General features: G+C 71.5%; 20 protein-coding genes and 1 pseudogene. 9 read left to right on the forward strand and 12 right to left on the reverse strand.

Features of this window, described 5'->3' with window-relative positions:
* Position 1: 1 nt before the first annotated feature.
* Together ACTMS0_RS11420 and ACTMS0_RS11425 are read right to left on the reverse strand one after the other, a co-directional pair.
* Positions 2 to 574 (reverse strand): DUF4190 domain-containing protein, encoded by a 573-nt coding sequence (locus tag ACTMS0_RS11420; RefSeq protein ID WP_441155103.1) that lies wholly within the window; start codon positions 572 to 574, stop codon positions 2 to 4.
* 19 nt (positions 575 to 593) lie between these two features.
* Positions 594 to 884 carry a CD225/dispanin family protein gene (locus ACTMS0_RS11425; protein ID WP_441155104.1) on the reverse strand — a complete coding sequence of 97 codons (291 nt, stop codon included), beginning with the start codon at positions 882 to 884 and terminating at the stop codon, positions 594 to 596.
* A 170-nt stretch (positions 885 to 1,054) separates the two neighbouring features.
* On the opposite strand from ACTMS0_RS11425, the gene purN reads away from it, so the two are divergent.
* Positions 1,055 to 1,675 (forward strand): phosphoribosylglycinamide formyltransferase, encoded by a 621-nt coding sequence (gene purN / locus ACTMS0_RS11430; protein ID WP_441155105.1) that lies wholly within the window; start codon positions 1,055 to 1,057, stop codon positions 1,673 to 1,675.
* Positions 1,672 to 3,240 (forward strand): bifunctional phosphoribosylaminoimidazolecarboxamide formyltransferase/IMP cyclohydrolase, encoded by a 1,569-nt coding sequence (purH, locus tag ACTMS0_RS11435; protein WP_441155106.1) that lies wholly within the window; start codon positions 1,672 to 1,674, stop codon positions 3,238 to 3,240. Before purN ends, purH begins: the two co-directional genes overlap by 4 nt.
* 120 nt (positions 3,241 to 3,360) lie before the next feature.
* On the opposite strand, the gene ACTMS0_RS11440 is transcribed toward purH, so the two are convergent.
* The 5 genes from ACTMS0_RS11440 to ACTMS0_RS11460 form a co-directional block, all read right to left on the reverse strand.
* The gene (locus ACTMS0_RS11440; protein ID WP_441155107.1) at positions 3,361 to 4,383 is read right to left on the reverse strand and encodes an ABC transporter ATP-binding protein; all 1,023 of its coding nucleotides are present in this window, start codon (positions 4,381 to 4,383) and stop codon (positions 3,361 to 3,363) included.
* Positions 4,367 to 5,404 (reverse strand): ABC transporter ATP-binding protein, encoded by a 1,038-nt coding sequence (locus ACTMS0_RS11445; RefSeq protein ID WP_441155108.1) that lies wholly within the window; start codon positions 5,402 to 5,404, stop codon positions 4,367 to 4,369. The genes ACTMS0_RS11440 and ACTMS0_RS11445 overlap by 17 nt, the downstream gene beginning before the upstream one ends.
* Positions 5,405 to 5,411: 7 nt before the next feature.
* Entirely contained in the window at positions 5,412 to 6,380 is a 969-nt protein-coding gene (locus tag ACTMS0_RS11450; RefSeq protein ID WP_441155109.1) for an ABC transporter permease, read from the reverse strand.
* Positions 6,381 to 6,452: 72 nt separating this feature from the next.
* Positions 6,453 to 7,391: an ABC transporter permease gene (locus ACTMS0_RS11455; protein WP_441155110.1), complete on the reverse strand. Its 939-nt coding sequence runs from the start codon at positions 7,389 to 7,391 to the stop codon at positions 6,453 to 6,455.
* Positions 7,392 to 7,473: 82 nt separating this feature from the next.
* Positions 7,474 to 9,078 carry a peptide ABC transporter substrate-binding protein gene (locus ACTMS0_RS11460; protein ID WP_441155111.1) on the reverse strand — a complete coding sequence of 535 codons (1,605 nt, stop codon included), beginning with the start codon at positions 9,076 to 9,078 and terminating at the stop codon, positions 7,474 to 7,476.
* A gap of 445 nt (positions 9,079 to 9,523) precedes the next feature.
* On the opposite strand from ACTMS0_RS11460, the gene ACTMS0_RS11465 reads away from it, so the two are divergent.
* From ACTMS0_RS11465 to ACTMS0_RS11475, 3 genes are all read left to right on the forward strand, one after another.
* Positions 9,524 to 10,384: a bifunctional methylenetetrahydrofolate dehydrogenase/methenyltetrahydrofolate cyclohydrolase gene (locus ACTMS0_RS11465; RefSeq protein ID WP_441155112.1), complete on the forward strand. Its 861-nt coding sequence runs from the start codon at positions 9,524 to 9,526 to the stop codon at positions 10,382 to 10,384.
* Positions 10,385 to 10,490: 106 nt separating this feature from the next.
* Entirely contained in the window at positions 10,491 to 11,441 is a 951-nt protein-coding gene (locus tag ACTMS0_RS11470; protein ID WP_441155113.1) for a malate dehydrogenase, read from the forward strand.
* 265 nt (positions 11,442 to 11,706) lie between these two features.
* The gene (locus ACTMS0_RS11475; protein ID WP_441155114.1) at positions 11,707 to 12,924 is read left to right on the forward strand and encodes an NADP-dependent isocitrate dehydrogenase; all 1,218 of its coding nucleotides are present in this window, start codon (positions 11,707 to 11,709) and stop codon (positions 12,922 to 12,924) included.
* 344 nt (positions 12,925 to 13,268) lie between these two features.
* Here the strand turns inward: ACTMS0_RS11475 and galT are convergent, their stop codons facing one another.
* From galT to ACTMS0_RS11495, 4 genes are all read right to left on the reverse strand, one after another.
* Complete coding sequence (gene galT / locus ACTMS0_RS11480; RefSeq protein ID WP_441155115.1) at positions 13,269 to 14,345, reverse strand: galactose-1-phosphate uridylyltransferase; 1,077 nt, start codon at positions 14,343 to 14,345, stop codon at positions 13,269 to 13,271.
* Entirely contained in the window at positions 14,342 to 15,154 is an 813-nt protein-coding gene (locus ACTMS0_RS11485) for a DeoR/GlpR family DNA-binding transcription regulator (protein WP_441155172.1), read from the reverse strand. Before ACTMS0_RS11485 ends, galT begins: the two co-directional genes overlap by 4 nt.
* Before the next feature lie 108 nt (positions 15,155 to 15,262).
* A complete protein-coding gene (gene cysC, locus ACTMS0_RS11490; protein WP_441155116.1) occupies positions 15,263 to 16,792 on the reverse strand; it encodes an adenylyl-sulfate kinase in 1,530 nt (509 codons plus the stop codon).
* Between the two features lie 141 nt (positions 16,793 to 16,933).
* Positions 16,934 to 17,494 carry a DM13 domain-containing protein gene (locus ACTMS0_RS11495; RefSeq protein WP_441155117.1) on the reverse strand — a complete coding sequence of 187 codons (561 nt, stop codon included), beginning with the start codon at positions 17,492 to 17,494 and terminating at the stop codon, positions 16,934 to 16,936.
* Between the two features lie 218 nt (positions 17,495 to 17,712).
* Here ACTMS0_RS11495 and ACTMS0_RS11500 point away from each other — a divergent pair.
* The 4 genes and pseudogenes from ACTMS0_RS11500 to ACTMS0_RS11515 all read left to right on the forward strand — a co-directional run.
* Positions 17,713 to 18,534 (forward strand): annotated as a pseudogene (locus ACTMS0_RS11500) (ABC transporter ATP-binding protein); the annotation flags it as partial.
* The gene (locus ACTMS0_RS11505) at positions 18,527 to 19,417 is read left to right on the forward strand and encodes an ABC transporter permease (protein WP_441155118.1); all 891 of its coding nucleotides are present in this window, start codon (positions 18,527 to 18,529) and stop codon (positions 19,415 to 19,417) included. The pseudogene ACTMS0_RS11500 and the gene ACTMS0_RS11505, both read left to right, overlap by 8 nt.
* Complete coding sequence (locus tag ACTMS0_RS11510) at positions 19,414 to 20,370, forward strand: ABC transporter ATP-binding protein (protein WP_441155119.1); 957 nt, start codon at positions 19,414 to 19,416, stop codon at positions 20,368 to 20,370. The genes ACTMS0_RS11505 and ACTMS0_RS11510 overlap by 4 nt, the downstream gene beginning before the upstream one ends.
* Positions 20,370 to 21,080: an ABC transporter permease subunit gene (locus ACTMS0_RS11515; protein ID WP_441155120.1), complete on the forward strand. Its 711-nt coding sequence runs from the start codon at positions 20,370 to 20,372 to the stop codon at positions 21,078 to 21,080. Before ACTMS0_RS11510 ends, ACTMS0_RS11515 begins: the two co-directional genes overlap by 1 nt.
* A gap of 102 nt (positions 21,081 to 21,182) precedes the next feature.
* Here the strand turns inward: ACTMS0_RS11515 and valS are convergent, their stop codons facing one another.
* On the reverse strand, positions 21,183 to 23,798 hold the full coding sequence (gene valS, locus ACTMS0_RS11520) for a valine--tRNA ligase (RefSeq protein ID WP_441155121.1): 2,616 nt from the start codon (positions 23,796 to 23,798) through the stop codon (positions 21,183 to 21,185).
* Positions 23,799 to 23,843 lie beyond the last annotated feature (45 nt).

Below are 23,843 nucleotides of genomic sequence, written 5' to 3' on the forward strand. Positions count from 1 at the left end.
GTCACGGCCCGGACAGGCTGAACCCGACGATCGCCAGGGCACCCCAGGCCAGGCCCAGGAGCGCGCCGATCGCGCCGCAGATCAGGCCGGCCATCGCCTGACCCTGGTTTCCCGCCAGGCCCTGGTCCGCCTTCTGCTTCCCGAGCCATCCGGTCACCACGGCGGCGATGCCCAACGGCAGGCCGAGGTGGCAGCAGACCAGTGGGACCGACGCGATGCCGAGGATCATGGAGATCAGGCCGAGCGTGTTCTGCTGCCCCTGCGGAAACGGGTAACCCGCGTTCGGGTAGATCGGCGTCCCGCCGTACGGATCCTGGTACGCCACGCCGTACGGCTGCCCCGGCGTCCCACCGTACGGTTGCCCCGGCGCCGCGCCGTACGGCTGTGCCGGCGGCGGGCCGTACGGGTCGTACGGCGCTCCGGGTGGTGCGCCGTACGGCGGTGCCGGCGGCGGGCCGTACGGGTCGTGGGGCTGGCCGGGTGCCGACCCGTACAGCGGCGCGTACGGGTCGTGGGGCGGCGGTGCGGTGGGGTCCGTCGGCGGCGGGCCGTACGGATCCGGGCCGGGCTGCATGTGTGTTACCCCGTCCGGGTCAGAGGCTGTTGGTGGTGCTGCCGCTCAGCGCGAACGAGGCCAGGCAGCACAGGATGGTGATGGCCCAGATGACGATGCCGACGATGAGCGCCCACTTCGACCACTTCTTCGACTCCGCGGCGGCGGCCTGGGCGCCCGCGTAGTCGCCCTGCTGGAGCAGCGGGTTGACCTTGCTGGCGTTGATGATGGCGGGGATGGCCAACGGCCAGAACAGGAAGATGGAGACGATCGACATCGTCATGTTGTTGTCGACGGGGGCCGGCTGCTGGGGCGGGTATCCGGGCTGCATCTCTCGCTACTCCTCATCGGGGGCTCGACGCCGGGGCGTCGGATCGTGACGGCCGGGCACGCGCCGGCCAAAGCGACCGGCAGCGTACCCGGTTCGTGCCAGTCAGGGCGTCCGTGACCGGCGCGCCGCCCAGCGGCTGGACGGCGTGGCCGCCCCGATAGGGTTGTCCGGTGACCGAGCCCGCGTCCGTCGCCCGCATCGTCGTCCTCGTCTCCGGCTCCGGCAGCAACCTCCAGGCACTGCTCGACGCGAGCGCCGACCCGGCGTACGGGGCCCGGGTGGTCGCGGTCGGCGCCGACCGGGACGGCATCGCGGGGGTGGACCGGGCCGCCGCGGCGGGGGTGCCGACGTTCGTCGAGCGGGTCAAGGACCACGCGACCCGCGAGGACTGGGACGCCGCCCTCACGGCGCGGGTCGCCGAGCACAAGCCGGACCTGGTCATCTCCGCCGGCTTCCTGAAGCTGGTCGGCCCGCACTTCCTCGCCGCGTTCGGCGACCGCTACCTCAACACGCACAACACGCTGCTGCCGGCGTTCCCCGGCATCCACGGGCCTCGTGACGCGCTCGCCTACGGCGTCAAGATCACCGGGGCCACCCTCTTCTTCGTCGACGCCGGTATGGATACCGGGCCGATCGTCGCGCAGGTCGCCGTGCCGGTGCTCGACGACGACGACGTGGAGACGCTCACCGAGCGCATCAAGGAAGCCGAGCGGCGCCAACTCGTCGAGCAGGTGGGCCGCCTGGTCCGCGAAGGTTGGACGATCACCGGAAGAAAGGTCACGGTCCCGTGAGTTCCAGTCAGGACGAGCGCCGCCCGATCCGGCGGGCGCTGGTCAGCGTCTACGACAAGACCGGCCTGGTCGAGCTGGCCCGGGCGTTGCACAACGCCGGCGTGGAGATCGTCTCGACCGGGAGCACGGCCTCGACCATCGCCGGTGCGGGCGTACCGGTGACCGCGGTGGAGTCGGTGACCGGCTTCCCGGAGATCCTCGACGGCCGGGTCAAGACGCTGCACCCGAAGATCCACGGCGGCCTCCTCGCCGACCTGCGCAAGGAGTCGCACGCCGCGCAGCTCACCGAGCACGGCATCGCCGGGATCGACCTGCTGGTCTCCAACCTGTACCCGTTCCAGGCCACCGTCGCCTCCGGCGCCAGCCAGGACGAGTGCGTCGAGCAGATCGACATCGGCGGGCCGGCGATGGTCCGGGCCGCCGCCAAGAACCACGCCTCGGTCGCGGTCGTGACCGACCCGGTCGCGTACCCGGTGCTGCTGGAGGCCGTGCGGGCCGGCGGGTTCACGCTGGCGCAGCGCAAGGCGCTCGCGGCCCGCGCCTTCGCGGTGATCGCCGACTACGACGTGGCCGTCGCCGAGTGGTGCGCCCAGGAGCTCGTCGAGGACAACTGGTGGCCGGAGTTCGCCGGGCTGGCACTGCGCCGGCAGGCCGTGCTGCGGTACGGGGAGAACCCGCACCAGGCGGCCGCCATCTACTCCGACCCGTCCAGCCCGGCCGGGCTCGCCCAGGCCGAGCAGTTGCACGGCAAGGAGATGTCGTACAACAACTACCTCGACGCGGACGCCGCGTGGCGGGCCGCGAACGACTTCGCCGACCAGCCGGCGGTCGCCATCATCAAGCACGCCAACCCGTGCGGCATCGCGGTCGGCGCGGACGTCGCCGAGGCGCACCGGAAGGCGCACGCCTGCGACCCGGTCTCGGCGTTCGGTGGCGTCATCGCGGTGAACCGCCCGGTCAGCGTGGAGCTGGCCCGGCAGGTCGCGGAGATCTTCACCGAGGTGGTCGTCGCGCCGGAGTTCGAGCCCGGCGCCGTCGACATCCTCCGGGGGAAGAAGAACATCCGGCTGCTGCGGGCACCCGCGTACGCCCCGCTGCCGGCCGAGTGGCGGCAGGTCACCGGCGGGGTGCTGGTGCAGATGCGGGACCGGATCGACGCCGAGGGCGACGACCCGGCGACCTGGCGCCTGGCCACCGGCGAGGCGGCCGACGAGGCGACCCTGCGCGACCTCGCCTTCGCCTGGCGGGCGGTCCGGGCGGTGAAGAGCAACGCGATCCTGCTCGCGAAGGACGGCGCGACCGTCGGGGTCGGCATGGGCCAGGTCAACCGGGTCGACTCGGCCCGCCTGGCGGTGGACCGTGCCGGCACCGAGCGGGCTCGCGGAGCGGTGTGCGCCTCCGACGCCTTCTTCCCCTTCGCGGACGGCCCGAAGATCCTCATCGACGCGGGCGTGCGGGCGATCGTCCAGCCCGGCGGCTCGATCCGGGACGAGGAGACCATCGCGGCCTGCAAGGAGGCCGGCGTGACCATGTACCTGACCGGCACCCGCCACTTCTTCCACTGAGCAACGCGGCGGGCCCGCCGCTCCATCGCCCTTGAACAGAGAAAGAGTTGCTATTCCGCGCCGAATAGCAACTCTTTCTCTGTATCTGCGGGTGCCCTGCGCGCGCCGTTGGCGTTAGCGTTACGCGCGGAGCTCCGCGAAATGGCAGGCCGACGGGTGCGGGTCGGCGGCGCGGGGTACCGCGGGCGGGTCCTCGCGGGCGCAGACCTCCTGGGCCTTCCAGCAGCGGGTACGGAAGTGGCAGCCGCTCGGCGGGTTCGCCGGGCTCGGCACGTCGCCGACCAGCCGGATCATGTTCCGGTTGTCGCGCTGCTCCGGGTCCGGCACCGGCACGGCCGACAGCAGCGCCTGCGTGTACGGGTGGGTGGCGCGCTCGTAGATCTCGTCCTCGGTGCCGATCTCCACGATCCGTCCCAGGTACATCACCGCGACCCGGTCCGAGATGTGCCGCACCACCGACAGGTCGTGCGCGATGAAGATGTACGAGAGCCCGAGCTCGTCCTGGAGCTGCTCCAGCAGGTTGATCACCTGGGCCTGGATCGACACGTCCAGGGCGGACACCGGCTCGTCGCAGACGATGACCTCGGGCCGCAGGGCGAGCGCGCGGGCGATGCCGATGCGCTGCCGCTGGCCGCCGGAGAACTGGTGCGGGTACCGGTTGATGTGTTCGGGGTTCAGGCCGACCACGTCCAGCAGTTCCTGCACCCGCCGCTGCCGGCTGCCCTTCGGCGCCGCCTCGGGGTGGATCTCGAACGGCTCGCCGATGATGTCGCCGACGGTCATCCGCGGGTTGAGCGACGTGTACGGGTCCTGGAGCACCATCTGCATGTTGCGGCGGAGCCGGCGCAACTCGGCACCCGAGGCCTTGAACAGGTCCCGGCCCTCCAGCGTCGCCTTGCCGGAGGTCGGCGTCTCCAGCCGCATCAGCAGGCGGGCCAGGGTGGACTTGCCGCAGCCGGACTCGCCGACGATGCCGAGTGTCTCGCCGCGACGCAGCTCGAAGCTGACCCCGTCGACGGCCTTGACCGCGCCGACCTGCCTCTGGAACACCACACCCCGGCTGATCGGGAAGTGCTTGACCAGGTTCTCGACGGAGAGGATCGTCTCGCCGCGGACCTTGGTCGGGCTAGCGGGCGCTGTCATCACGGACCTCCTGCGCGAAGTGGCACGCGCTGGTCCGGCCGTCGCCGAGGACCAGGTCGTGCGGCACGACGTCCACGCAGACCTGCTGGACGTACGGGCACCGGGGGTGGAACGGGCAGCCGGACGGGATCCGCATCAGGTTCGGTGGCAGACCCCGGATCGTCGACAGTTGCTGGCCGCGGACGTCCATCCGCGGGATCGACTCCAGCAGCCCCTTGGTGTACGGGTGGGCCGGCGCCTTGTACAGCGACCGCACGTCGGCGTGCTCGACGATGCGCCCGGCGTACATGACGGCGATCCGGTCCGCGACGCCGGCGACCACGCCGAGGTCGTGGGTGATGAGGATCATCGCCATGTCGAGGTCGCGGCGCAGGTCGGCGAGGAGGTCCATGATCTGGGCCTGCACCGTCACGTCCAGCGCCGTGGTCGGCTCGTCGGCGATGAGGACCTTCGGGTTCATCGCCAGCGCCATGGCGATCATGACGCGCTGCCGCATGCCCCCGGAGAACTGGTGCGGGTAGTCGCCGAGCCGGTCGGCCGGGGCCGGGATCTTCACCAGGTCCATCAGCTCGACCGCGCGGCGGCGGGCGTCGGACCGCGACATGCCCGAGCGCTGGCGCAGCGTCTCGCCGATCTGCCAGCCGACGGGGAAGGTCGGGTTCAGCGCGGACAGAGCGTCCTGGAAGATCATCGCGATCTCCTTGCCCCGCACCTGCCGGCGCTGCTCCTCGGACCGGGTGAGCAGGTCCCGGCCCTGGTAGAGGATCTGGCCGGAGCGGATCACCGCGGGCGGGGTGTCGAGGATCCCCATGATCGCCTGGGCGGTGACGGACTTGCCGGAGCCGGACTCGCCAAGGACGGCGAGGGTCTCACCGGCGTCCAGGTGGTACGAGACGCCGTTGATCACCTTCGCCACACCCTCGCTGGTGCGGAACTCGACGTGCAGGTCCCGCACCTCGAGCAGGTGACCGCCCTCCGGCGTCGGGGAGGCGGGGGTGGGGTGGACAGCGGACTGGGTCATGAGTGCCTCACCGGAGCTTCGGGTCGAAGGCGTCACGGATCGCGTCGCCGAGCATGATGAACGCGAGCACGGTCAGCGCCAGGAACGTCGACGGGACGACCAGCGGGATCGCGTCCTCCCGCATGTGCTGCTGGCCCTTGTTGATGTCGATGCCCCAGGAGACGGTCGGATCCTTCAGCCCGATGCCGAGGAAGGAGAGCGTCGCCTCGGCGGCGATGAACGACCCGAGCGCGATGGTCAGCACCACGATCGCCGGGGCGAGGGCATTGGGCAGGATGTGCCGCCACATGATCCGGCCGTTGCTCGCGCCGAGCATCCGGGCGGCGGCGACGTAGTCCTGCTCCTTGGCGGTGATCACCGACGAGCGGACCACCCGGGCCGCCGTGGTCCAGCCGAGCACCGCGAGCACGAAGATCACCGCGGCGATCCGGACCGTCGGGCTGTCACTGGCGACCCGCTTGAGCAGGACGATCGCGGCGAGCAGCAGCGGGATGCCGAGCACGATGTCGATCAGGCGGGAGAGGATCGAGTCGACCCACCGTCCGAAGTACCCGGCGAGCATTCCGACAGCGAGCGCGATCAGACCGGTGAACAACGCGGAGAGCGCGCCGACCAGCAGCGAGGCTCGGGTTCCGTACACCGCCCGGGCGTACGTGTCGCAGCCCTGGAAGTCGTACCCGAAGATGGCCCCGCCGGACGGCCCGGCGTGCTGCCGGCGGAGCACGCAGTCCGTCGGGTCGTTGCCCGTGAACAGGCCCGGCACGGCGGCCATCGCGGTGGCCAGCACGACCAGCGTGAGGCTGATCCAGAAGATCGGCTTGCGGCGCAGGTCGCGCCACGCGTCGCCGGCGAGGCTGCGGGGCCTGCCGGTGACGGTCGACGTGCCGCCGACCTGATTCGGGGCGCCGGGCTCGCCGGAGGGCCCCCGCCGCGCGGTGTGGTCCTCCGACGCCGCCACCGTTTCGAAGTCACTCATGCCCGCACCTCGCTCCGCTCGGTGCGGACCTGAGCGATTGAGCACGCTGCATTGCTGATTCGTTCGCTGCGCTCACTCATAGCGGATCCTCGGGTCGAGTACGGCGTACAGGACGTCCACCACCAGGTTGGCGACGAGGTAGACCACGACCAGCACGCTGACGATGCCCACCACCAGCGGGCCGTCCTCGGTGCGGATGCCGCGGAAGAGGTTGAAGCCGACACCGGGGATGTTGAACACGCCCTCGGTGATGATCGCGCCGCTCATCAGGTTGCCCAGTTCGACGCCGAGGAAGGTGATCACCGGGATGAGCGAGTTGCGCAGCACGTGGACCCCGACGATCCGTCGCTTGACCAGGCCCTTGGACCGGGCGGTGCGGACGTAGTCGGCGCGGAGGTTCTCCGCCACCGAGGTCCGGGTCAGCCGCAGCGCGGTGGCCAGGGAGAGCGAGCCCAGCACGATGCCGGGCAGGAGCAGCGCGTACAGGTCGGGATCGGCGCCGGCGGTGGGCGGGAAGAGCTGCCACCGGACGCCGAGGAAGTACTGCGCGAGCGGCGCCAGCACGATGGTCGGGATGCCGAGCACCAGCAGCGTCAGCAGCAACGTGGAGTTGTCGAAGATGCTGGCCCGCCGGATGCCGGCGAGGACGCCGGCGGTGACGCCGAAGAGCACGGCGACCGCCATGGCGATCAACGCGAGCTTGATGGTCACCGGCCAGGCGGCGGCCAGGATGTCGCTGATCTGGCGTCCGGTGAGGGACTGCCCGAGGTCACCCTGGAGCAGGTTCTTGACGTAGTCGAAGTAGCGGTAGAAGAAGCCGCCGACCCCGGTCTGGTCCAGGTGGAACTTCTCGGTCAGGTATGCCCGCTGGGCGGCGGTCACCGGGCGTTCGCCGGCGAGTGCCTGGATCGGGTCGCCCTGACCGGCGAACATCAGCGCGTAGACGATCAGCGTGGTCCCGAAGAACGCGAGAACCATCTGGAGCAGTCGCCGCAGAATGAAGCGGAACATACTAGGCAGTCTCTCTGAAAAAGGGCGAAGGTGAAGGCGGGTCGGGTCACCGTCCACCGGTGACCCGACCCGTCGCGCCGTGTTACTGAACGGCCTCGATCTTCAGCAGGTCGACCCGGTCGAAGAGATCCATCTCCACGTTCGCGACCTTGGTCGAGTGACCGAAGCTGTTCTGGCCGAACCGGAGCGGGATCACCGGCATGTCCTTGGCCAGAAGGTCCTCGGCCTGCTGGTACTTCTTGATCGCCTCTTCCTCGGTGGCTGCCGCCGAGCCCTCGGCGAGGAGCTTGTCGAACTGCGGGTTGCTGTAGCCGTAGTAGTTCGACGAGCCGTTGCTGCTGTACAGCGGGCCGAGGTAGTTCTCCATGGACGGGTAGTCCATGATCCAGCCCATCCGGAACAGGCCGACCGGCTGCTTCGCCTTGACCTTGGTCAGCAGGTCCGCGAACTTCGGCTCGGCCGTGCCGACGCAGTCCACGCCCAGGTTGGCCTTGAGCTGGTTGCAGGTCGCGTCGATCCAGTCCTTGTGGCCACCGTCGCCGTTGTAGGACAGCTCGATCTTCGACGGGCCGCCGGCGGCCTGGTACAGGGCCTTCGCCTTGGCCGGGTCGAACCGGCCGGCCTCGCCGATGGTGTCGTCGCGGTAGCCGGCGACCACCGGGGAGACGAACGAGTGGGCGGGCGTCTGCGAGTCCTTGAAGATCGACTTGGTGATCTCGTCCCGGTCGATCGCCATCGAGATGGCCTTGCGCACGTCCGGGTTGCTGAACTCCTTCTGGTACGTCGGGAAGGAGAGGAACTGGAACGACGAGGCGGGGCTGGTCTTGAACCGGTCGCCAAGGTCGGTCGAGGCGGTCGACAGGTTCTCGGTCGGGATGGTCTTGATGACGTCGAGGTTGTCCGACAGCACGTCCGCGTACGCGGCGGTGAGCTGCTGGTAGATCCGGAACTCGACGCCGGCCACCTTCGGCTTCTCGCCAGGGAAGGCGTCGTACTTCTCGACCTCGACCTTGGCGTCGTGCTGCCAGTTGCCCTTCATCTTGAACGGGCCCTGGCCGATCGGCGCCTGCTCGTAGCCCTCGACCAGCACGCCGGGGGCGGAGAACGCGGCCTTCGGCAGCGGGTAGAAGGCGGTGTATCCGAGCATGGTCTTGAACTCGGTGTACGGCTGCGACAGGGTCACGGTGAAGGTCAGGTCGTCGACCTTCGCCAGGCCGGAGAGCGTCTTCGCCTTCGGCTGCTCGCCCTGCAGGTCCTCGTACCCGGCGATCTTCTCGAAGAAGTAGCTCGCGTTCTGGCCGTTCGGGGCGTACGCGCCGTAGTTCCAGGCGTCGATGTAGTTCTCGGCGGTCACCTTCTCACCGTTGTGGAAGGTGTAGCCGTCCTTCAGCTTGATCGTCCAGGTCTTGTTGTCCTCGGACGTCACGGACTCGGCCGCCACCTCGTACGCCTTGTTGGCGTCGTCGTAGTCGACCAGCGGGCTGAACAGGGCGGCGAGCACCTGGGAGCCGCTCGTCTCGGTGGTGTTGGTCGGCACCAGGTGCTGCGGCTCGGCGATCTCGATTCGCACCGCCGCGCTGGGGTTGGTCCCGCCGGATCCGCCGTCGCCGCCCGAGCCGCAGGCCATCAGGCCCAGGGTCACCGCGAGCGGGAGGGCGGTCCAGGCGGCGAGCCTACGAACGCGCATGAAGTCTCCTCATCTCCTCACACTGCGCAGTCAGGCCCGGCGCTGGGTTTACGCTGCGCAACGATGGGCAACGGTAGATCGCACAATCGCGATCGACAACGAAGCCGTTGCGAACCGATAACGGAGCGTGGCGTCCTGGCTTGCGCCTGGCTGGCCGGCCTGGTAGGGGTTGGGCCTTCCTGTGGCACTTCACCAGGCGTGATCGGTGTAAGTTGGCGTTGCCGGACGGGCTGATGCGACGCCCTTCTGATCAGTTCGCCCCGCTGTTCCGATCCTCCCGTCCCGCCGCCGTCGTCGGGTTGTCGGCCCGGCGACAGCGATAGAGAATCACTCACGGTGACCAACCCCACGTCACGCACCGTCATGCGATCGGCGGTCGCGTTCGGGCGGCGGTGGCTGGCCGGGTCGTCGGCCCGCCGAGGCTCGGGCGTGAGACGATCTGGGCGTGACGGCGACGCTTCTGGACGGCAAGGCGACCGCGGCCGAGATCAAGGACGAGCTGCGGGTTCGGGTGAAGGCTCTGGCGGAGCGGGGCGTCACGCCCGGGCTCGGCACCGTCCTGGTCGGCGCCGATCCCGGCTCCCAGGCGTACGTCAACGGCAAGCACCGCGACTGCGCCGAGGTGGGCATCGCCTCCATCCGGCGCGAGCTGCCGGCGGACGCCACCCAGGAGCAGGTCGACGCCATCCTCGCCGAGCTGAACGCCGACCCGGCCTGCCACGGCTACATCGTCCAGCTGCCGCTCCCCGCCCACCTGGACACCCAGCGGGTGCTGGAGCTGATCGACCCGGACAAGGACGCCGACGGCCTGCACCCGGTGAACCTGGGCCGGCTGGTGCTCGGCTACCCGGGTCCACTGCCCTGCACCCCGCGCGGCATCGTCGAGCTGCTCCGCCGGCACGACGTGGCGCTGCGCGGCGCCAAGGTCGCCGTGGTCGGCCGGGGCAACACGGTGGGCCGCCCGCTCGGCCTGCTGCTCACCCGCCGCAGTGAGAACGCGACCGTCACCCTGTGCCACACCGGCACCCTCGACCTCGCCTCGCACACCCGCGCTGCGGACATCGTGATCGTCGCGGCCGGCGTACCCGGGCTGCTCACCGCCGACATGGTCACGCCCGGCGCGGTCGTGGTCGACGTCGGCATCACCCGGGTGATCGGCCCCGACGGCAAGGGCCGTTACACCGGCGACGTGGGCCCGGAGGTGGCCGAGGTCGCCGGCGCCCTGGTGCCGATGCCCGGTGGCGTCGGCCCGATGACCCGCGCCATGCTGCTGACCAACGTCGTCGAGCGGGCCGAGCGCGACTGAGACGTCCCACCCATCAGGGTCATAACCGTCCGCCCCTGGCCGGATCGGTGCCAGGATGGCTGATACGGTCCGGTAAACCGACTGGTATCAGGGGAGTGGGACGACCATGGGTAAGAAGGTCACTGTCGTCGGGGCCGGCTTCTACGGCTCCACCACCGCACAGCGCCTGGCCGAGTACGACGTCTTCGACACCGTCGTGATCACCGACATCGTGGAGGGCAAGCCCGCCGGCCTCGCCCTGGACCTCAACCAGTCGCGCGCGATCGAGGGCTTCGAGACCAAGGTCGTCGGCGTCACGACCGGCCCGAGCGGTGAGGGCTACGAGGCCATCGAGGGCTCGGACGTCGTCGTGATCACCGCCGGCCTGCCGCGCAAGCCCGGCATGAGCCGGATGGACCTGCTGGAGACGAACGCCAAGATCGTCCGCCAGGTCTCGGAGAACGTCGCCAAGTACGCCCCGAACGCCGTCGTCATCGTCGTCTCCAACCCGCTCGACGAGATGACCGCGCTGGCCCAGCTCGCCACCCAGTTCCCGAAGAACCGGGTGCTGGGCCAGGCCGGCATGCTCGACAGCGCCCGGTTCACCAACTTCGTGGCCGAGGCGCTGGGCGTACCGGTGGCGTCGGTGCGCACCCTGACCCTCGGCTCGCACGGCGACACCATGGTCCCGGTGCCCTCGCGGAGCACCGTCGACGGCAAGCCGCTGCGCGACGTGATGCCGGCCGAGCAGATCGAGGAGCTGGTCGTCAAGACCCGCAACGGCGGCGCCGAGGTGGTCGCGCTGCTGAAGACCGGGTCGGCGTACTACGCGCCGTCCGCCGCCGCGGCCCGGATGGCGAAGGCCGTCGCGGAGGACTCCGGCGAGACCATGCCGGTCTGCGCCTGGGTCGACGGCGAGTACGGCATCTCCGGCGTCTACCTGGGCGTCGAGGCCGAGATCGGCGCCGAGGGCGTCAAGCGGGTCGTCGAGACCGACCTGGACGCCGACGAGCTGGCCGCCCTGAAGGAGGCCGCCGAGGCCGTCCGCGCCAAGCAGGCCGACGTCGGCGGCATGTGAGCTGACCTGATCCCCGTGAAGGGCCGCCGGCGTCGCCGGCGGCCCTTCGCCGTTCCCGACGCCGTACCCAATGCCACCCTCGCCGCTGTCGTGGGGCGGCGGCCGTGATAGACCCAGGGGTACGGCTCAGTGGCACGCGGCGACGCCTGCCAGTGACCTCCGCGCCGCCCGCGCCGACCGGGGCGAGGCCGGCTGGGGGCCGCCGGCCTGTTTCCAGTACGCTCGTACTGCTTGAGCACGTGTCCCCCGAGAGGAGCGCCGGCCGATGGCGAAGATCAAGGTAAACAACCCGGTCGTGGAAATCGACGGCGACGAGATGACCCGGATCATCTGGAAGCAGATCCGGGAGCAGCTGATCCTGCCGTACCTCGACGTCGACCTGCACTACTACGACCTGTCGATCCAGCACCGTGACGAGACCGACGACCAGGTCACCGTCGACGCCGCCAACGCCATCAAGGAGCACGGCGTCGGCGTCAAGTGCGCCACCATCACGCCGGACGAGGCCCGGGTGGAGGAGTTCGGCCTCAAGAAGATGTGGCGGTCGCCGAACGGCACCATCCGCAACATCCTCGGCGGCGTGGTGTTCCGCGAGCCGATCATCATGTCCAACGTGCCGCGGCTGGTCCCGGGCTGGACCAAGCCGATCATCATCGGCCGGCACGCCCACGGTGACCAGTACAAGGCCACCGACTTCGTCGTCCCCGGCCCGGGCACGGTGACCATCACCTACACCCCCGCCGACGGTTCCGCCCCGATCGAGATGGAGGTCGCCAACTTCCCCGGCGGCGGCGTCGCGATGGGCATGTACAACTTCGACGAGTCGATCCGGGACTTCGCCCGCGCCTCCATGCGCTACGGCCTGGACCGTGGCTACCCGGTGTACCTGTCGACCAAGAACACGATCCTCAAGGCGTACGACGGCCGGTTCAAGGACATCTTCGCCGAGGTCTTCGAGAACGAGTTCAAGGCCGAGTTCGACGCCGCCGGCATCACCTACGAGCACCGGCTGATCGACGACATGGTCGCCGCCGCGCTCAAGTGGGAGGGCGGGTTCGTCTGGGCCTGCAAGAACTACGACGGTGACGTCCAGTCCGACACCGTGGCGCAGGGCTTCGGCTCGCTGGGCCTGATGACCTCGGTGCTGATGACCCCGGACGGCCGGACCGTCGAGGCCGAGGCCGCGCACGGCACCGTCACCCGGCACTACCGGCAGTGGCAGAAGGGCGAGAAGACCTCGACGAACCCGATCGCGTCGATCTACGCCTGGACCCGCGGCCTCGCCCACCGGGGCAAGCTCGACAACACCCCGGCGGTCACCGAGTTCGCCAACACCCTGGAGCAGGTCATCGTCGACACCGTCGAGGGTGGCCAGATGACCAAGGACCTCGCGCTGCTCATCTCGCGGGACGCCCCGTGGCTGACCACCGACGAGTTCATGAACGCGCTGGACGAGAACCTGGCCCGCAAGCTCGGCGCCTGAGGTGTAAGGAAGGGCCCCTTGTTAACGCCTGGCGTTGTACAAGGGGCCCTTCTTAACGCCGTCGGCGCGGCGGTCCGCGGCGTGTCGGGCAGGCGACACGCCGGTTTGCGTCACTTTGCCCGGCGCGCCTCGTTGACCTGAGTGGACGAGATGCCAGTCACGTCCAGGAAGGTTGACCGCGGTCGCCCCGCGACATGCGTGCCGATCAGCCAGCCTTCCCGGCTGTCGCGCACAGCCAGCCGTCCCTTCCCAGCGGGGGGCCCAGTCCCGGGCCCCCCGCGCCCTGTCCGCCTGTTGACAAGGGGCCCCTCCGCTACCGGAGGCGTTAAGAAGGGGCCCCTCCTTCAGGCCGCGCGGAGGAGTTCGGCGGCGCGCTCCGGGGCGATGTCGTTGATGAACACGCCCATCCCGGACTCCGACCCGGCCAGGTACTTCAGCTTGTCCTTCGCGCGCCGGATGGTGAACAGCTGAAGGTGCAGGTGGCCCAGTTCGCGCTCGACGCGGACCGGGGCCTGGTGCCAGGCCGCGATGTACGGCATCGGCAGGTCGAACAGCCCGTCGAAGCGGCGCAGCAGGTCCAGGTACAGCAGCCCGAAGGCGGCCCGCTCCGCGTCGGTGAGCGCCGGGATGTCCGGCACCGGCCGGTGCGGCGCCACGTGCACCTCGAACGGCCACCGGGCGGCCGCCGGGACGTACGCCGTCCAGTGCTCGTTGCCGGCGACCACGCGATCCCCGGCGGCGCGCTCGGCGGCGAGCACGTCGGCGTACAGGTTCCGGCCCCCGGTGCGGTGAGCGTGCCGGCGGGCGGCGGCCAGCATCGCCCGGGTCCGCGGCGTCACGAAGGGGTACGCGTAGATCTGCCCGTGCGGGTGGTGCAGCGTCACGCCGATCTCGACTCCCCGGTTCTCGAACGGGAAGACCTGCTCCACGCCGGGCAGGTCGCTCAGCGCGGTGGTCCGGTCGGCCAGCGCGTCGAGCACCGTCCGCACCCGGCGGGGGGAGAGGCTGGCGAAGGAGGCGTTGTGGTCGTCGGTGAAGCAGACCACCTCGCACCGGCCCTGCCCGGGCCGGACCGGGGTGAACGGCGTGATCTCCGCCGGCTCCTCGGCGATCCGGCCGCTCAGCGAGGGGAAGCGGTTCTCGAAGACCACCACGTCGTAGTCGGGGGCCGGAATCTCGCTGAGCCGGTCGGCGGTGGACGGGCAGAGCGGGCACTGGTCGGCGGGGGGGAGGAAGGTGCGGGTCTGCCGGTGCACGGCGACCGCCACCCACTCGTCGGTCAGCGGGTCGTACCGCAGCTGCGACGCCGGTGGGGGCGGTGGCAGCTCCCGGCGGTCCGGCTGGTCGCGGGCGGCGTCGTCCCACTCGTCGAAGTAGATCAGCTCCCGGCCGTCGGCCAGCTCGATCGCGGTGCGCTTCACTCCGCCACCCCTCCACTCGTCGGCATGGTCCGGCCCGCGCCACTCACGGTCAGCAGCTCGCCCACCTGCTCGTCGAGTACCCGCCGGGCGTCGGGGGGCAGCCGGTCGTCGGTGACCAGGACGTCGGCCGCCGAGAGCTCGACGATCGACGAGAGCCCGACGGTGCCCCACTTGGTGTGGTCGGCGAGCACCACCAGGCGGTCGGACGCGGTCACCAGGGCGCGGTCGGTCTCGGCCTCCATCAGGTTGGGCGTGGTGAATCCCGCCCGCTCACTGATCCCGTGCACGCCGAGGAACAGCAGGTCCAGGTGCAGCGAGCGGATCGCGCCGACGGCGAGCGGTCCGACCAGCGCGTCCGAGGGCGTACGGACACCGCCGGTGAGCACCACCGTCTGGTCCGGCCGGCCGCCGGCGTGCAGGATCTCGGCGACCGGCAGGGAGTTGGTCACCACGGTGAGGCCGGGTACGTCGATGAGCCGGCGGGCCAGCTCGGCGGTGGTGGTGCCGGCGGAGAGGGCGATGGCCGCCCCGGGCCGGACCAGCTCGGCGGCCCGGCTGGCGATGGCGGCCTTCTCGGCGAGCTGGCGCACCGACTTGGCCCGGAAGCCCGGCTCGTCTGTGGAGCCCGGCCCGGCGACCGTCGCGCCGCCGTGCACCTTGGCCAGCAGCCCGCGCTCGTGCAGCAGGTCGAGATCGCGTCGGATGGTCATGTCCGACACGCCGAACTCGGCCGCCAGCTCGGTCACCCGGACCCCGCCGGCGGCGCGCACCCGGTCGAGGATGGCCGCCTGCCGCTGCTGCGCCAGCAATGCGCCGCACCTCCGCGCCTTCACCGCGCACTCCCACGCGGTCGAACGTGTTCCAACAAGAATGAACACTAGCGCGGTGGCGTCACCCACGAAAGGGAAGGGTGTGATCTAGACGGTCGGGTGGCGCGGCTCGACCCAGCCCGTCTCGGTCAGGTGGTGCAGCACCGACTGCACCGCCTCGTCGACCGACAGATCCGTCGTGTCGATCACCAGGTCGGCGTCGGTCGGCTCCTCGTACGGGTCGTCGATGCCGGTCATCCCGCTCAGCAGGCCGGCCCGGGCCCGCGCGTACAGGCCCTTGCGGTCCCGCTGCTCGCAGACCTCAAGCGGGGTGGCGACGTGGATCAGCAGGAAGCCCGCTCCGGCGGCCAGGGCCATCTCCCGGGCGGTGGCGCGGGCCTGGGCGTACGGGGCGATCGGGCAGCAGATCGACACTCCCCGGTGCCGGGCGATCTCGGCCGCCACCCAGCCGATCCGGCGGACGTTCGCGTCCCGGTCGGCCTTGCTGAAGCCCAGGCCGGCCGACAGTTCCCGGCGGACCACGTCGCCGTCGAGCAGGGTGACCGTCCGTTCGCCCTGCTCCCGGAGCGCGTCGGCGAGACCCCGGGCGATGGTGGACTTGCCGGAACCGGACAGGCCGGTCAGGAAGATCACCAGACCCCGGTAGCGCCGGGGCGGGCGGGCCCGGACCAGCTCCTTCGCCACCGCCGGCGGCGTGTGCCACTCGGGCAGCGGGAAGCCCCGGTCCAGCAGGTCGTCAATCTCCGCCTGGCTCAGCGCCAGCCGCCGGTTGCGCGGCGGGATGTCCTCCCGCCAGCGCCACTGGCCGTCCCGGTTGTCGTACGCAAGCTCGCGGGGCACCAGCACCCGCAGCCCGGCGCCGGAGAGCATCTCGCCGGTGGAGAGCAGGTGGGTCACCCCGTAGGCGGCCGACACCCGGGCCCGCAGCAGCGCGTCGCTGATCTCCTCACGGCGGTGGGACAGCGGCACGGCGACCAGGGTCGCCGGGGGCATCCGGTCCCGGGCGGCGAAGACGCTGCGGACCAGCGCCTCCGGCGGCAGGCCGCCGCCGTTGTCCTCACCGACCGGGATCAGCACCAGCAGGTGGGCGCCCAGCGTACGGGCGGCGTGCGCGATCTGCGCGAGCTGCGGCCGGTGCAGCGGGCGGTCGGCGATCACCCCGAGCACCCGCCCGGGCGGCAGCAGCGCGCGGATCTCCTCGGGAGTGCGGCGCAGCCGCTGGAACGGCCCGTGGCCCCCGTCGCCCAGCCGGCGCACCGGGCCGCCGACGCCCGCCACCCCGTCGCGGACCGGCCACGCGTCGGTGACCTCCAGCGCCGCCACGGGAGCGCCCTCGCCGTCGGTCAGCACCAGCGTGCGGCGCGCCGGGTCGCGCACGTCCAGCCCCTGCGCGAGCGCCGTGGGCACCTGGAGGGTCACCGGCACGGGCCAGGGCGAGCCGTCGGCGAGGCGACTGCGCCGGCTCACCGACACCAGGTCGGCCCGGGTCATGAAGCCGGTCAGCGGCGTGTACGCCCCGGTCAGCAGAAGCTCCAGATCGGCCAACTCGCCCGGGCGCGGCGTGTACGCCGGCGCGTCCCGGAGCACCTCGTCCGGCAGCACCCAGCCGTTGCTCATCGAACCCCCAACCCGCTGATCGGCACACAGTTTCTCAGCCCACCCCGGGATCGGTCGAGTGCCACTCCCGGTGACGGAGGAGACGCGGGTGACCGGCGCGACGGATCCGAGGTGACGGCCCGGTGGCGGGTCGGTGACCGGTCAGGCCGGGGTCAGCGGCGCGGCGCCGAAGGACACGGCGAATCGCTTGCACCAGATCGACACGCTGGTCAGCCCGGTCAGGTCCACGTCGGCCGGGATGTCGTACGCCTGGTCGCCCCGGTTGCCCTTGAGCCGGCCCAGCTCCACCCAGCGGCCGTCGTCGAACACCCGCCACCCGGCGGTGCCGTTGCGGACCGGCTGGTCGGTCAGCCAGACCCGCAGGTCCGGGCCGTTGGACGTGTCCAGCCCGACCAGTTCCAACCGCAGCCGGCCGTCGGCTCCCCGGACGATCCGGGCGGTGCCGGTCGTGTCGTGCTCGTGGGTGACGAACTCACCACTGCGGACGACCACCGGCCCGGCCGGGGCGGCGGTCGCGCCGGACGTTGTGCTGGTCGCGGCGGACGGCGGTGCCGGGGTAGCGACCACGGTCAGGTCGTCGTCCACCTCGGTGTCGGTGACCAGCTTCCAGGGCTGGAACCACCAGAGGCCGACCGCGGCCCCGGCGGCGAGCACGGCGACCGCGACCCAGGTGAGCGGGGCGCGCAGCAGTCGGGAGAGCATGCCGCACAGTCTTCCGTCCCGGAGCCGCCGGAGGGATTACCGGAGCCTTACGCCGTACCCCTAGTGGGCGGATCAGGGGCGCGCCGGATGCCCGAGACGTGCGTGACCTGCCTAGGCTGGCGGGCGTGACACTCATCGCGACGGAGTCGCTGACCAAGACGTACGGGGGTGGGGTCACCGCGCTGGCCGACCTGACCGTCGCGGTCGAACCCGGGATCATCGGCCTGGTCGGGGCGAACGGCGCCGGCAAGTCGACGCTGATCAAGATCCTGCTCGGCCTGCTCCCTCCCACCAGCGGGCGGGTGCGGGTCCTCGACCTGGACCCGACCACCCAGTCCGACCAGGTGCGCGCCCGGGTCGGCTACATGCCCGAGCACGACGCCCTGCCGCCGGACCTCAGCGCCGCCGAGCTGGTCACCCACCTCGGCCGGATGAGCGGCCTGCCCCGGACGGTGGCCCGCGAACGCGCCAGCGAGGCGCTGCGGCACGTCGGGCTCTACGAGGAGCGGTACCGCCCGGTGGGCGGCTACTCGACCGGCATGAAGCAGCGGGTCAAGCTCGCCCAGGCGCTCGTCCACGACCCGGACCTGCTGCTGCTCGACGAGCCCACCAACGGCCTCGACCCGGCCGGCCGGGACGCCATGCTCGCCCTGGTCCACCGGATCGGCACCGAGTTCGGCATCTCCGTGCTCGTCTGCTCGCACCTGCTCGGCGAGGTGGAGCGGATCTGCGACACACTGGTCGCCATCGACGGTGGTCGCCTGCTGCGCGCCGACCACATCGCCGCGATGACCACGGCCACCGACATCCTCGCGGTCGAGGTCAGCGAGGGTACGGAGGAGCTGGCCGCCCGGCTCGCCGCGTACCGCCTGCCGGTGAGCCGGGAGGGACGGCTGCTGCTCGTCCCGCTCGCCGACGACGCCACCTACGACCTGATCCTCGGCGCGGTCGCCGAGCTGGACCTGCCGCTGCACCGGCTGGACCAGCGCCGGCACCGGGTCGCCGAGCTGTTCGCCACGAGGGAGCCCAGCCATGTCTGAGCCGGCCGGTGTCATCCACGACATCGGGTACCAGCGCTACACCGGCCCCCGGCTGGGCCGGGGCGCCGTGTTCGGAGCCCTGTACCTGCACGGGCTGCGGACGGTCTTCGGCTTCGGCCGCAGCGCCAAGGCCAAGATCTTCCCCTGGCTGGTGGTGGGCATCGTGACGCTGGTGGCGGCCGGGGTCACCGCGGTGCGCAGCCAGATCGGCGAGGTCGTCATGACGTACGCGCAGTTCGCCGACAACATGAGCTGGCTGGTCATCTTCTTCGTCGCGGTGGCCGCCCCCGAGCTGGTGAGCCGTGACCTGCGCAGCGGCGTGCTGCCGCTGTACTTCTCCCGGCCGCTGCCCCGGTCGGACTACCCGGTGGCCAAGCTGCTCGCGCTGGTCACCGCCCTGTGGCTGCTGCTCGGCGGGCCGCAGCTGGTGATGTTCCTCGGCGCCGCGTTCACCACCAAGGAGGGGATGCGGGGCGTCTGGAACGAGCTGCTCGACCTGCTGCCCGGCCTGCTCTACGCCGGCCTCTGGGCGGTGGTCTTCGCCTCGATCGGCCTGCTGATCGCCTCGCTCACCGGCAAGCGGGCGTTCGCCGCCGGTGGCATCGTCGCGGTCTTCCTGATGACCACGCCGATCGTGGGCATCCTCTCCGTCCTGCCCTCGCGGACGGTCAACGAGCTGGCCTTCCTCGCCTCGCCGTCCACCCTGGTGCAGGGGGTCGGGGTCTGGTCCCTCGGCGACCTGCTGATCACCGACGATGCCGCCGAGGCGGCCGGTTCCCTGATCGGGGACTTCGGCCCGGTCTACGCGCTCGCCGCCGTGCTGCTCGTCGCCGCCTGCGTCACCCTGCTGCTGGCCCGGTACCGGAAGGTGGCCGCCCGATGAGCGCGATCAGTGCCGAGCGGACGCCGGCGCCCACCCGCACGACGAGCACGCTGGACCTGGTGGGGGTCTCCCGCTGGTACGGCAACGTCGTCGCCGTCAACGACGTCAGCATGGCCCTCGGGCCGGGCGTCACCGGCCTGCTCGGCCCCAACGGCGCCGGCAAGACGACGCTGCTGCACATGATGGCCGGCTTCCTGGCACCGTCCCGGGGCACGGTCGCCCTCGACGGGGCGCCGACCTGGCGCAACCCGGACGTCTACCGGCGGCTGGGCCTGGTCAGCGAGCGGGAGGCGGTGCACACCTTCCTCACCGCGTACGAGTTCGTGCTGGCCAGCGCCCAACTGCACCGACTGCCCGACCCGGAGGAGGCGGCCCGCCGGGCGATCGCCCTGGTCGAGTTGGAGGGCGCGCAGTCCCGCCGGATCGGCACCTACTCCAAGGGCATGCGGCAGCGCGCGCGGGTGGCGGCGGCGCTGGTCCACGACCCGCAGGTGCTGCTGCTCGACGAGCCGTTCAACGGCATGGACCCGCGGCAGCGGCTGCACATGATGGACCTGCTGCACCGCCTCGGCGCCGCCGGACGGACCATCCTGTTCAGCTCGCACATTCTGGAGGAGGTCGAGCAGGTCTCCGGCACCGTCCAGGTGATGGTGGCCGGCCGGCTCGCCGCCTCGGGTGACTTCCGGACCATCCGCCGCCTGATGACCAACCGGCCGCACGTCTTCGCGATCCGGTCCACCGACGACCGGGCCCTCGCGGTGGCGCTGATGGCCGAGCCGTCGGTGACCGGCGTGGAGCTGGGCCGTACCGGGCTGACGGTGCGGGCCGGGGACTACGGCGCCTTCACCCGGGCGCTGCCGAAGATCGCCCTGGCGGGGGGCATCCGGGTCCGCCAACTGGTGCCCGAGGACGAGTCCCTGGAGAGCGTCTTCTCCTACCTGGTGGAGGCCTGATGTCTACCGTTACCTGGATCACCGCACGTGGACTGTTCGGGCGGCGGCGCTTCCTGCTGTTGTTCCCGCTGCCGGCGCTGCTGGTCCTGCTCGCCGTGCTGTCCCGCGCGCTCGGGGTCGACCCGGGCGCCTGGGGCCCGCCGGTGCTGGTCGGCCTCGGGCTCGCCGTGGTGCTGCCGGTGATCGCCCTGATCGTCGGCACCGGCGTGCTCGGCGCCGAGATCGACGACGGCACGGTGGTGCACATCCTGACCAAGCCGCTGCCGCGCTGGCAGATCGTGCTGCCGAAGCTCGCGGTCGCCGCCGGCGTCACCGCGGTCACCGTCGCCGTGCCGCTCTACGTCGCGGGCGTGCTCGCCGACTCGGTACGCCTCGGCCTGGCGCTCGCCGCCGCCGCGGCGATCGGGGCGCTGGCGTACTGCGCGTTCTTCGTGGCGCTCAGCCTGGTCACCCGGCGCCCGGTACTCCTCGGCCTGGTCTACGTGCTGATCTGGGAGGGGCTGCTCGGCAACTTCGTGAGCGGCACGAAGGTGCTCTCCATCCAGCAGTACGTGATCGCGCTCGCCGACCGGTTCGCTCCGACCGAGCTGCTCGCCACGGACGTGTCGGTCCCGGTCGCGGCGGTGATGAGCACGCTCATCGCGGTCGGCTTCACCGTCCTTGCGATCGACCGCCTCCGCTCGTTCAGCGTGGCCGGCGAAACCAGCTGACCCGACGTCCGCCGCTCCGGTCGAGGGCACTCTTTCACGGAAAGAGTGCCCTCGACGGCGTTCATGGCCACTCTTTCCGTGAAAGTGCGCGGATCTCGACGGTCAGAAGGCGCAGGCGATGACCAGCTCCGGGGTGCGGCCGGGGAGCAGGTCGAGCTTCCCGATCCGGCCCGCCGCCTTCAGGTCGTCGGCGACCACGGTGAGCTGGTCCAGCAGCGCGGCCGGGCCGAGCGCCTCGGCCAGCGGCACCTCCGCCTTCATCGACAGCTTCCGCTCCGACTTGGCGCGGCGCACCTGGCTGAGCGCGTCACCGGCGAGGCGCAGCAGCTCCGGGTCACCCGTGCCGGAGATCGCCCGCCCCACCTCGTACGTGGTGGGCCACGGCGCGCGGTGCACCGAGCCGTACCGCCACCAGGACCACACCTCCTCGGTCGCGTACGGCAGCGCCGGGGCGAAGAGCCGCAGCTGCACCGAGAGCGCGCTGGCCAGCGCCGCCCGGGCCGAGTCCGCCCCCGGCCCGCTGCCGTAGGCGCGCTCCTTCACCAGCTCGATGTAGTCGTCGCAGAACCGCCAGAAGAACGCCTCCGCGGCCTGCAGGGCCGCCGTGTGGTCGTACGCCTCGAACGCGGACGTCGCCGTGACGACGACGCCGGACAGTTCGGTGAGCATCGACCGGTCGAGCGGTTCGGTCGCCGAGGCGCGTAACGCGTCGGCGGCGCCGAGCCCGAGGGCGAACCGCGACGCGTTCAGCAGCTTCGTGGCGAGCCGCCGGCCCACCTTGATCTGCGCCGGGTCGAAGGCCAGGTCGGTGCCGGGCCGGCCGTTCGCCGCCCAGTACCGCACCGCGTCGGAGCCGTGCTCCTCCAGCAGCGCCATCGGGGTGACCACGTTCCCCTTCGACTTGGACATCTTCTTGCGGTCCGGGTCGAGGATCCAGCCGGACAGTTCCGCGTCGCGCCAGGGCAGCACCCCGTGCTCCAGGTGGCTGCGGACCACCGTGGCGAACAGCCAGGTGCGGATGATCTCCTGCCCCTGCGGGCGCAGGTCCATCGGGAACACCCGGCGGAACAGGTCCGGGTCGGTCTCCCAGCCGCCCACGATCTGCGGGGTCAGCGACGACGTGGCCCAGGTGTCCAGCACGTCCGGATCGCCGACGAAGCCGCCCGGCACCCCGCGCTGCGACTCGTCGTACCCGGGCGGCGCGTCCGTGGACGGGTCGATCGGCAGCGCCGACTCCTCCGGCGTGAGAGGGTGGGTCCAGTCCGGCTCGCCAGCGTCGTCGAGCCGGTACCACACCGGCACCGGCACCCCGAAGAAGCGCTGCCGGCTGACCAGCCAGTCACCGGTCAGGCCGCCCACCCAGTGCTCGTAGCGGTGCCGCATGTGCTCCGGCACCCAGCGCAGCTCCCGGCCCCGGGCCAGCAACTCCTCGCGCAGGCCGACGTCCCGGCCGCCGTTGCGCAGGTACCACTGCCGGGTCGACACGATCTCCAACGGACGGTCGCCCCGCTCGTAGAACTTCACCGGGTGGGTGATCGGACGCGGCTCGCCGACCAGGTCGCCGGCGTCGGCCAGCATCTCCACGATCGTCCGGCGGGCGCCGTTCACGGTCTGCCCGGCCAGCGCCGCGTACGGCTCCGCCGGCACGCCGGCCGGCGCCTCCGGCAGCAGCCGGCCGTCCCGGCCGATCACCACCCGGGTGTCCAGGTGGAGTTCGCGCCACCAGGTCACGTCGGTCAGGTCACCGAACGTGCAGACCATCGCGATGCCGGTGCCCTTGGCCGGGTCCGCCAGCGGGTGCGCGCGCACCGGCACCTCGGCCCCGAAGACCGGCGTACGCACAACCGCGCCGACCAGGTCCGCGTACCGCTCGTCGTCGGGGTGGCAGACCAGCGCCACGCACGCCGGCAGCAGCTCCGGCCGGGTGGTGTCGATCAGCACCTCCCGGCCGCCGGACCCGTGGAAGCGCAGCCGGTGGTACGCGCCCGGCCGCTCCCGGTCCTCCAGTTCCGCCTGGGCGACGGCGGTGGCGAACCCGACGTCCCACAGCGTCGGCGCCTCCGCCTGGTACGCCTCACCCCGCGCCAGGTTGCGCAGGAACGCCCGCTGGCTGGTCGCCCGCGCGACCCGCCCGATCGTCGTGTACGTCAGCGACCAGTCCACCGACAGCCCGAGCCGCCGCCACAGCGCCTCGAAAACCTGCTCGTCGGCCACGGTCAGCCGCTCGCACAGCTCGATGAAGTTCCGTCGGGAGATCGGCGTCGGGTCCTTGCGGGCGGCGTCGTCCACGGGCGCGGCCGGCGGCACCCACGACGGGTCGTACGGCAGCTCCGGGTCGCAGCGCACCCCGTACACGTTCTGCACCCGGCGCTCGGTCGGCAGGCCGTTGTCGTCCCAACCCATCGGGTAGAAGACCGTGCGGCCGCGCATCCGCTGGAACCGGGCCACCAGGTCGGTGTGCGTGTACGAGAAGACGTGTCCCATGTGGAGCTCGCCGGATACGGTCGGCGGCGGGGTGTCGATCGCGTACACGTCCGACCTACGGCCATCCGGGCTCGGCGAGTCTGACGCCTCGCCGCGACCCCGGACGGTCGCCTTGCTGCGGTCGAACGCGTACGTGCCCTCCTCCTGCCAGCGGCGCGCCCAGGTCTCCTCGAGCCCGTCCAGGGTCGGACGCTCGGGGACGCCGGCGCGGGCCGTCCTCGCCGTATCAGTCATCCGTCGATCGTAGGCACGGCCCGCCGCCCGAACGACGGGTTATCC

This window comes from Micromonospora sp. H33 (assembly GCF_052068455.1).
In the GTDB taxonomy this organism is placed as follows: domain Bacteria; phylum Actinomycetota; class Actinomycetes; order Mycobacteriales; family Micromonosporaceae; genus Micromonospora.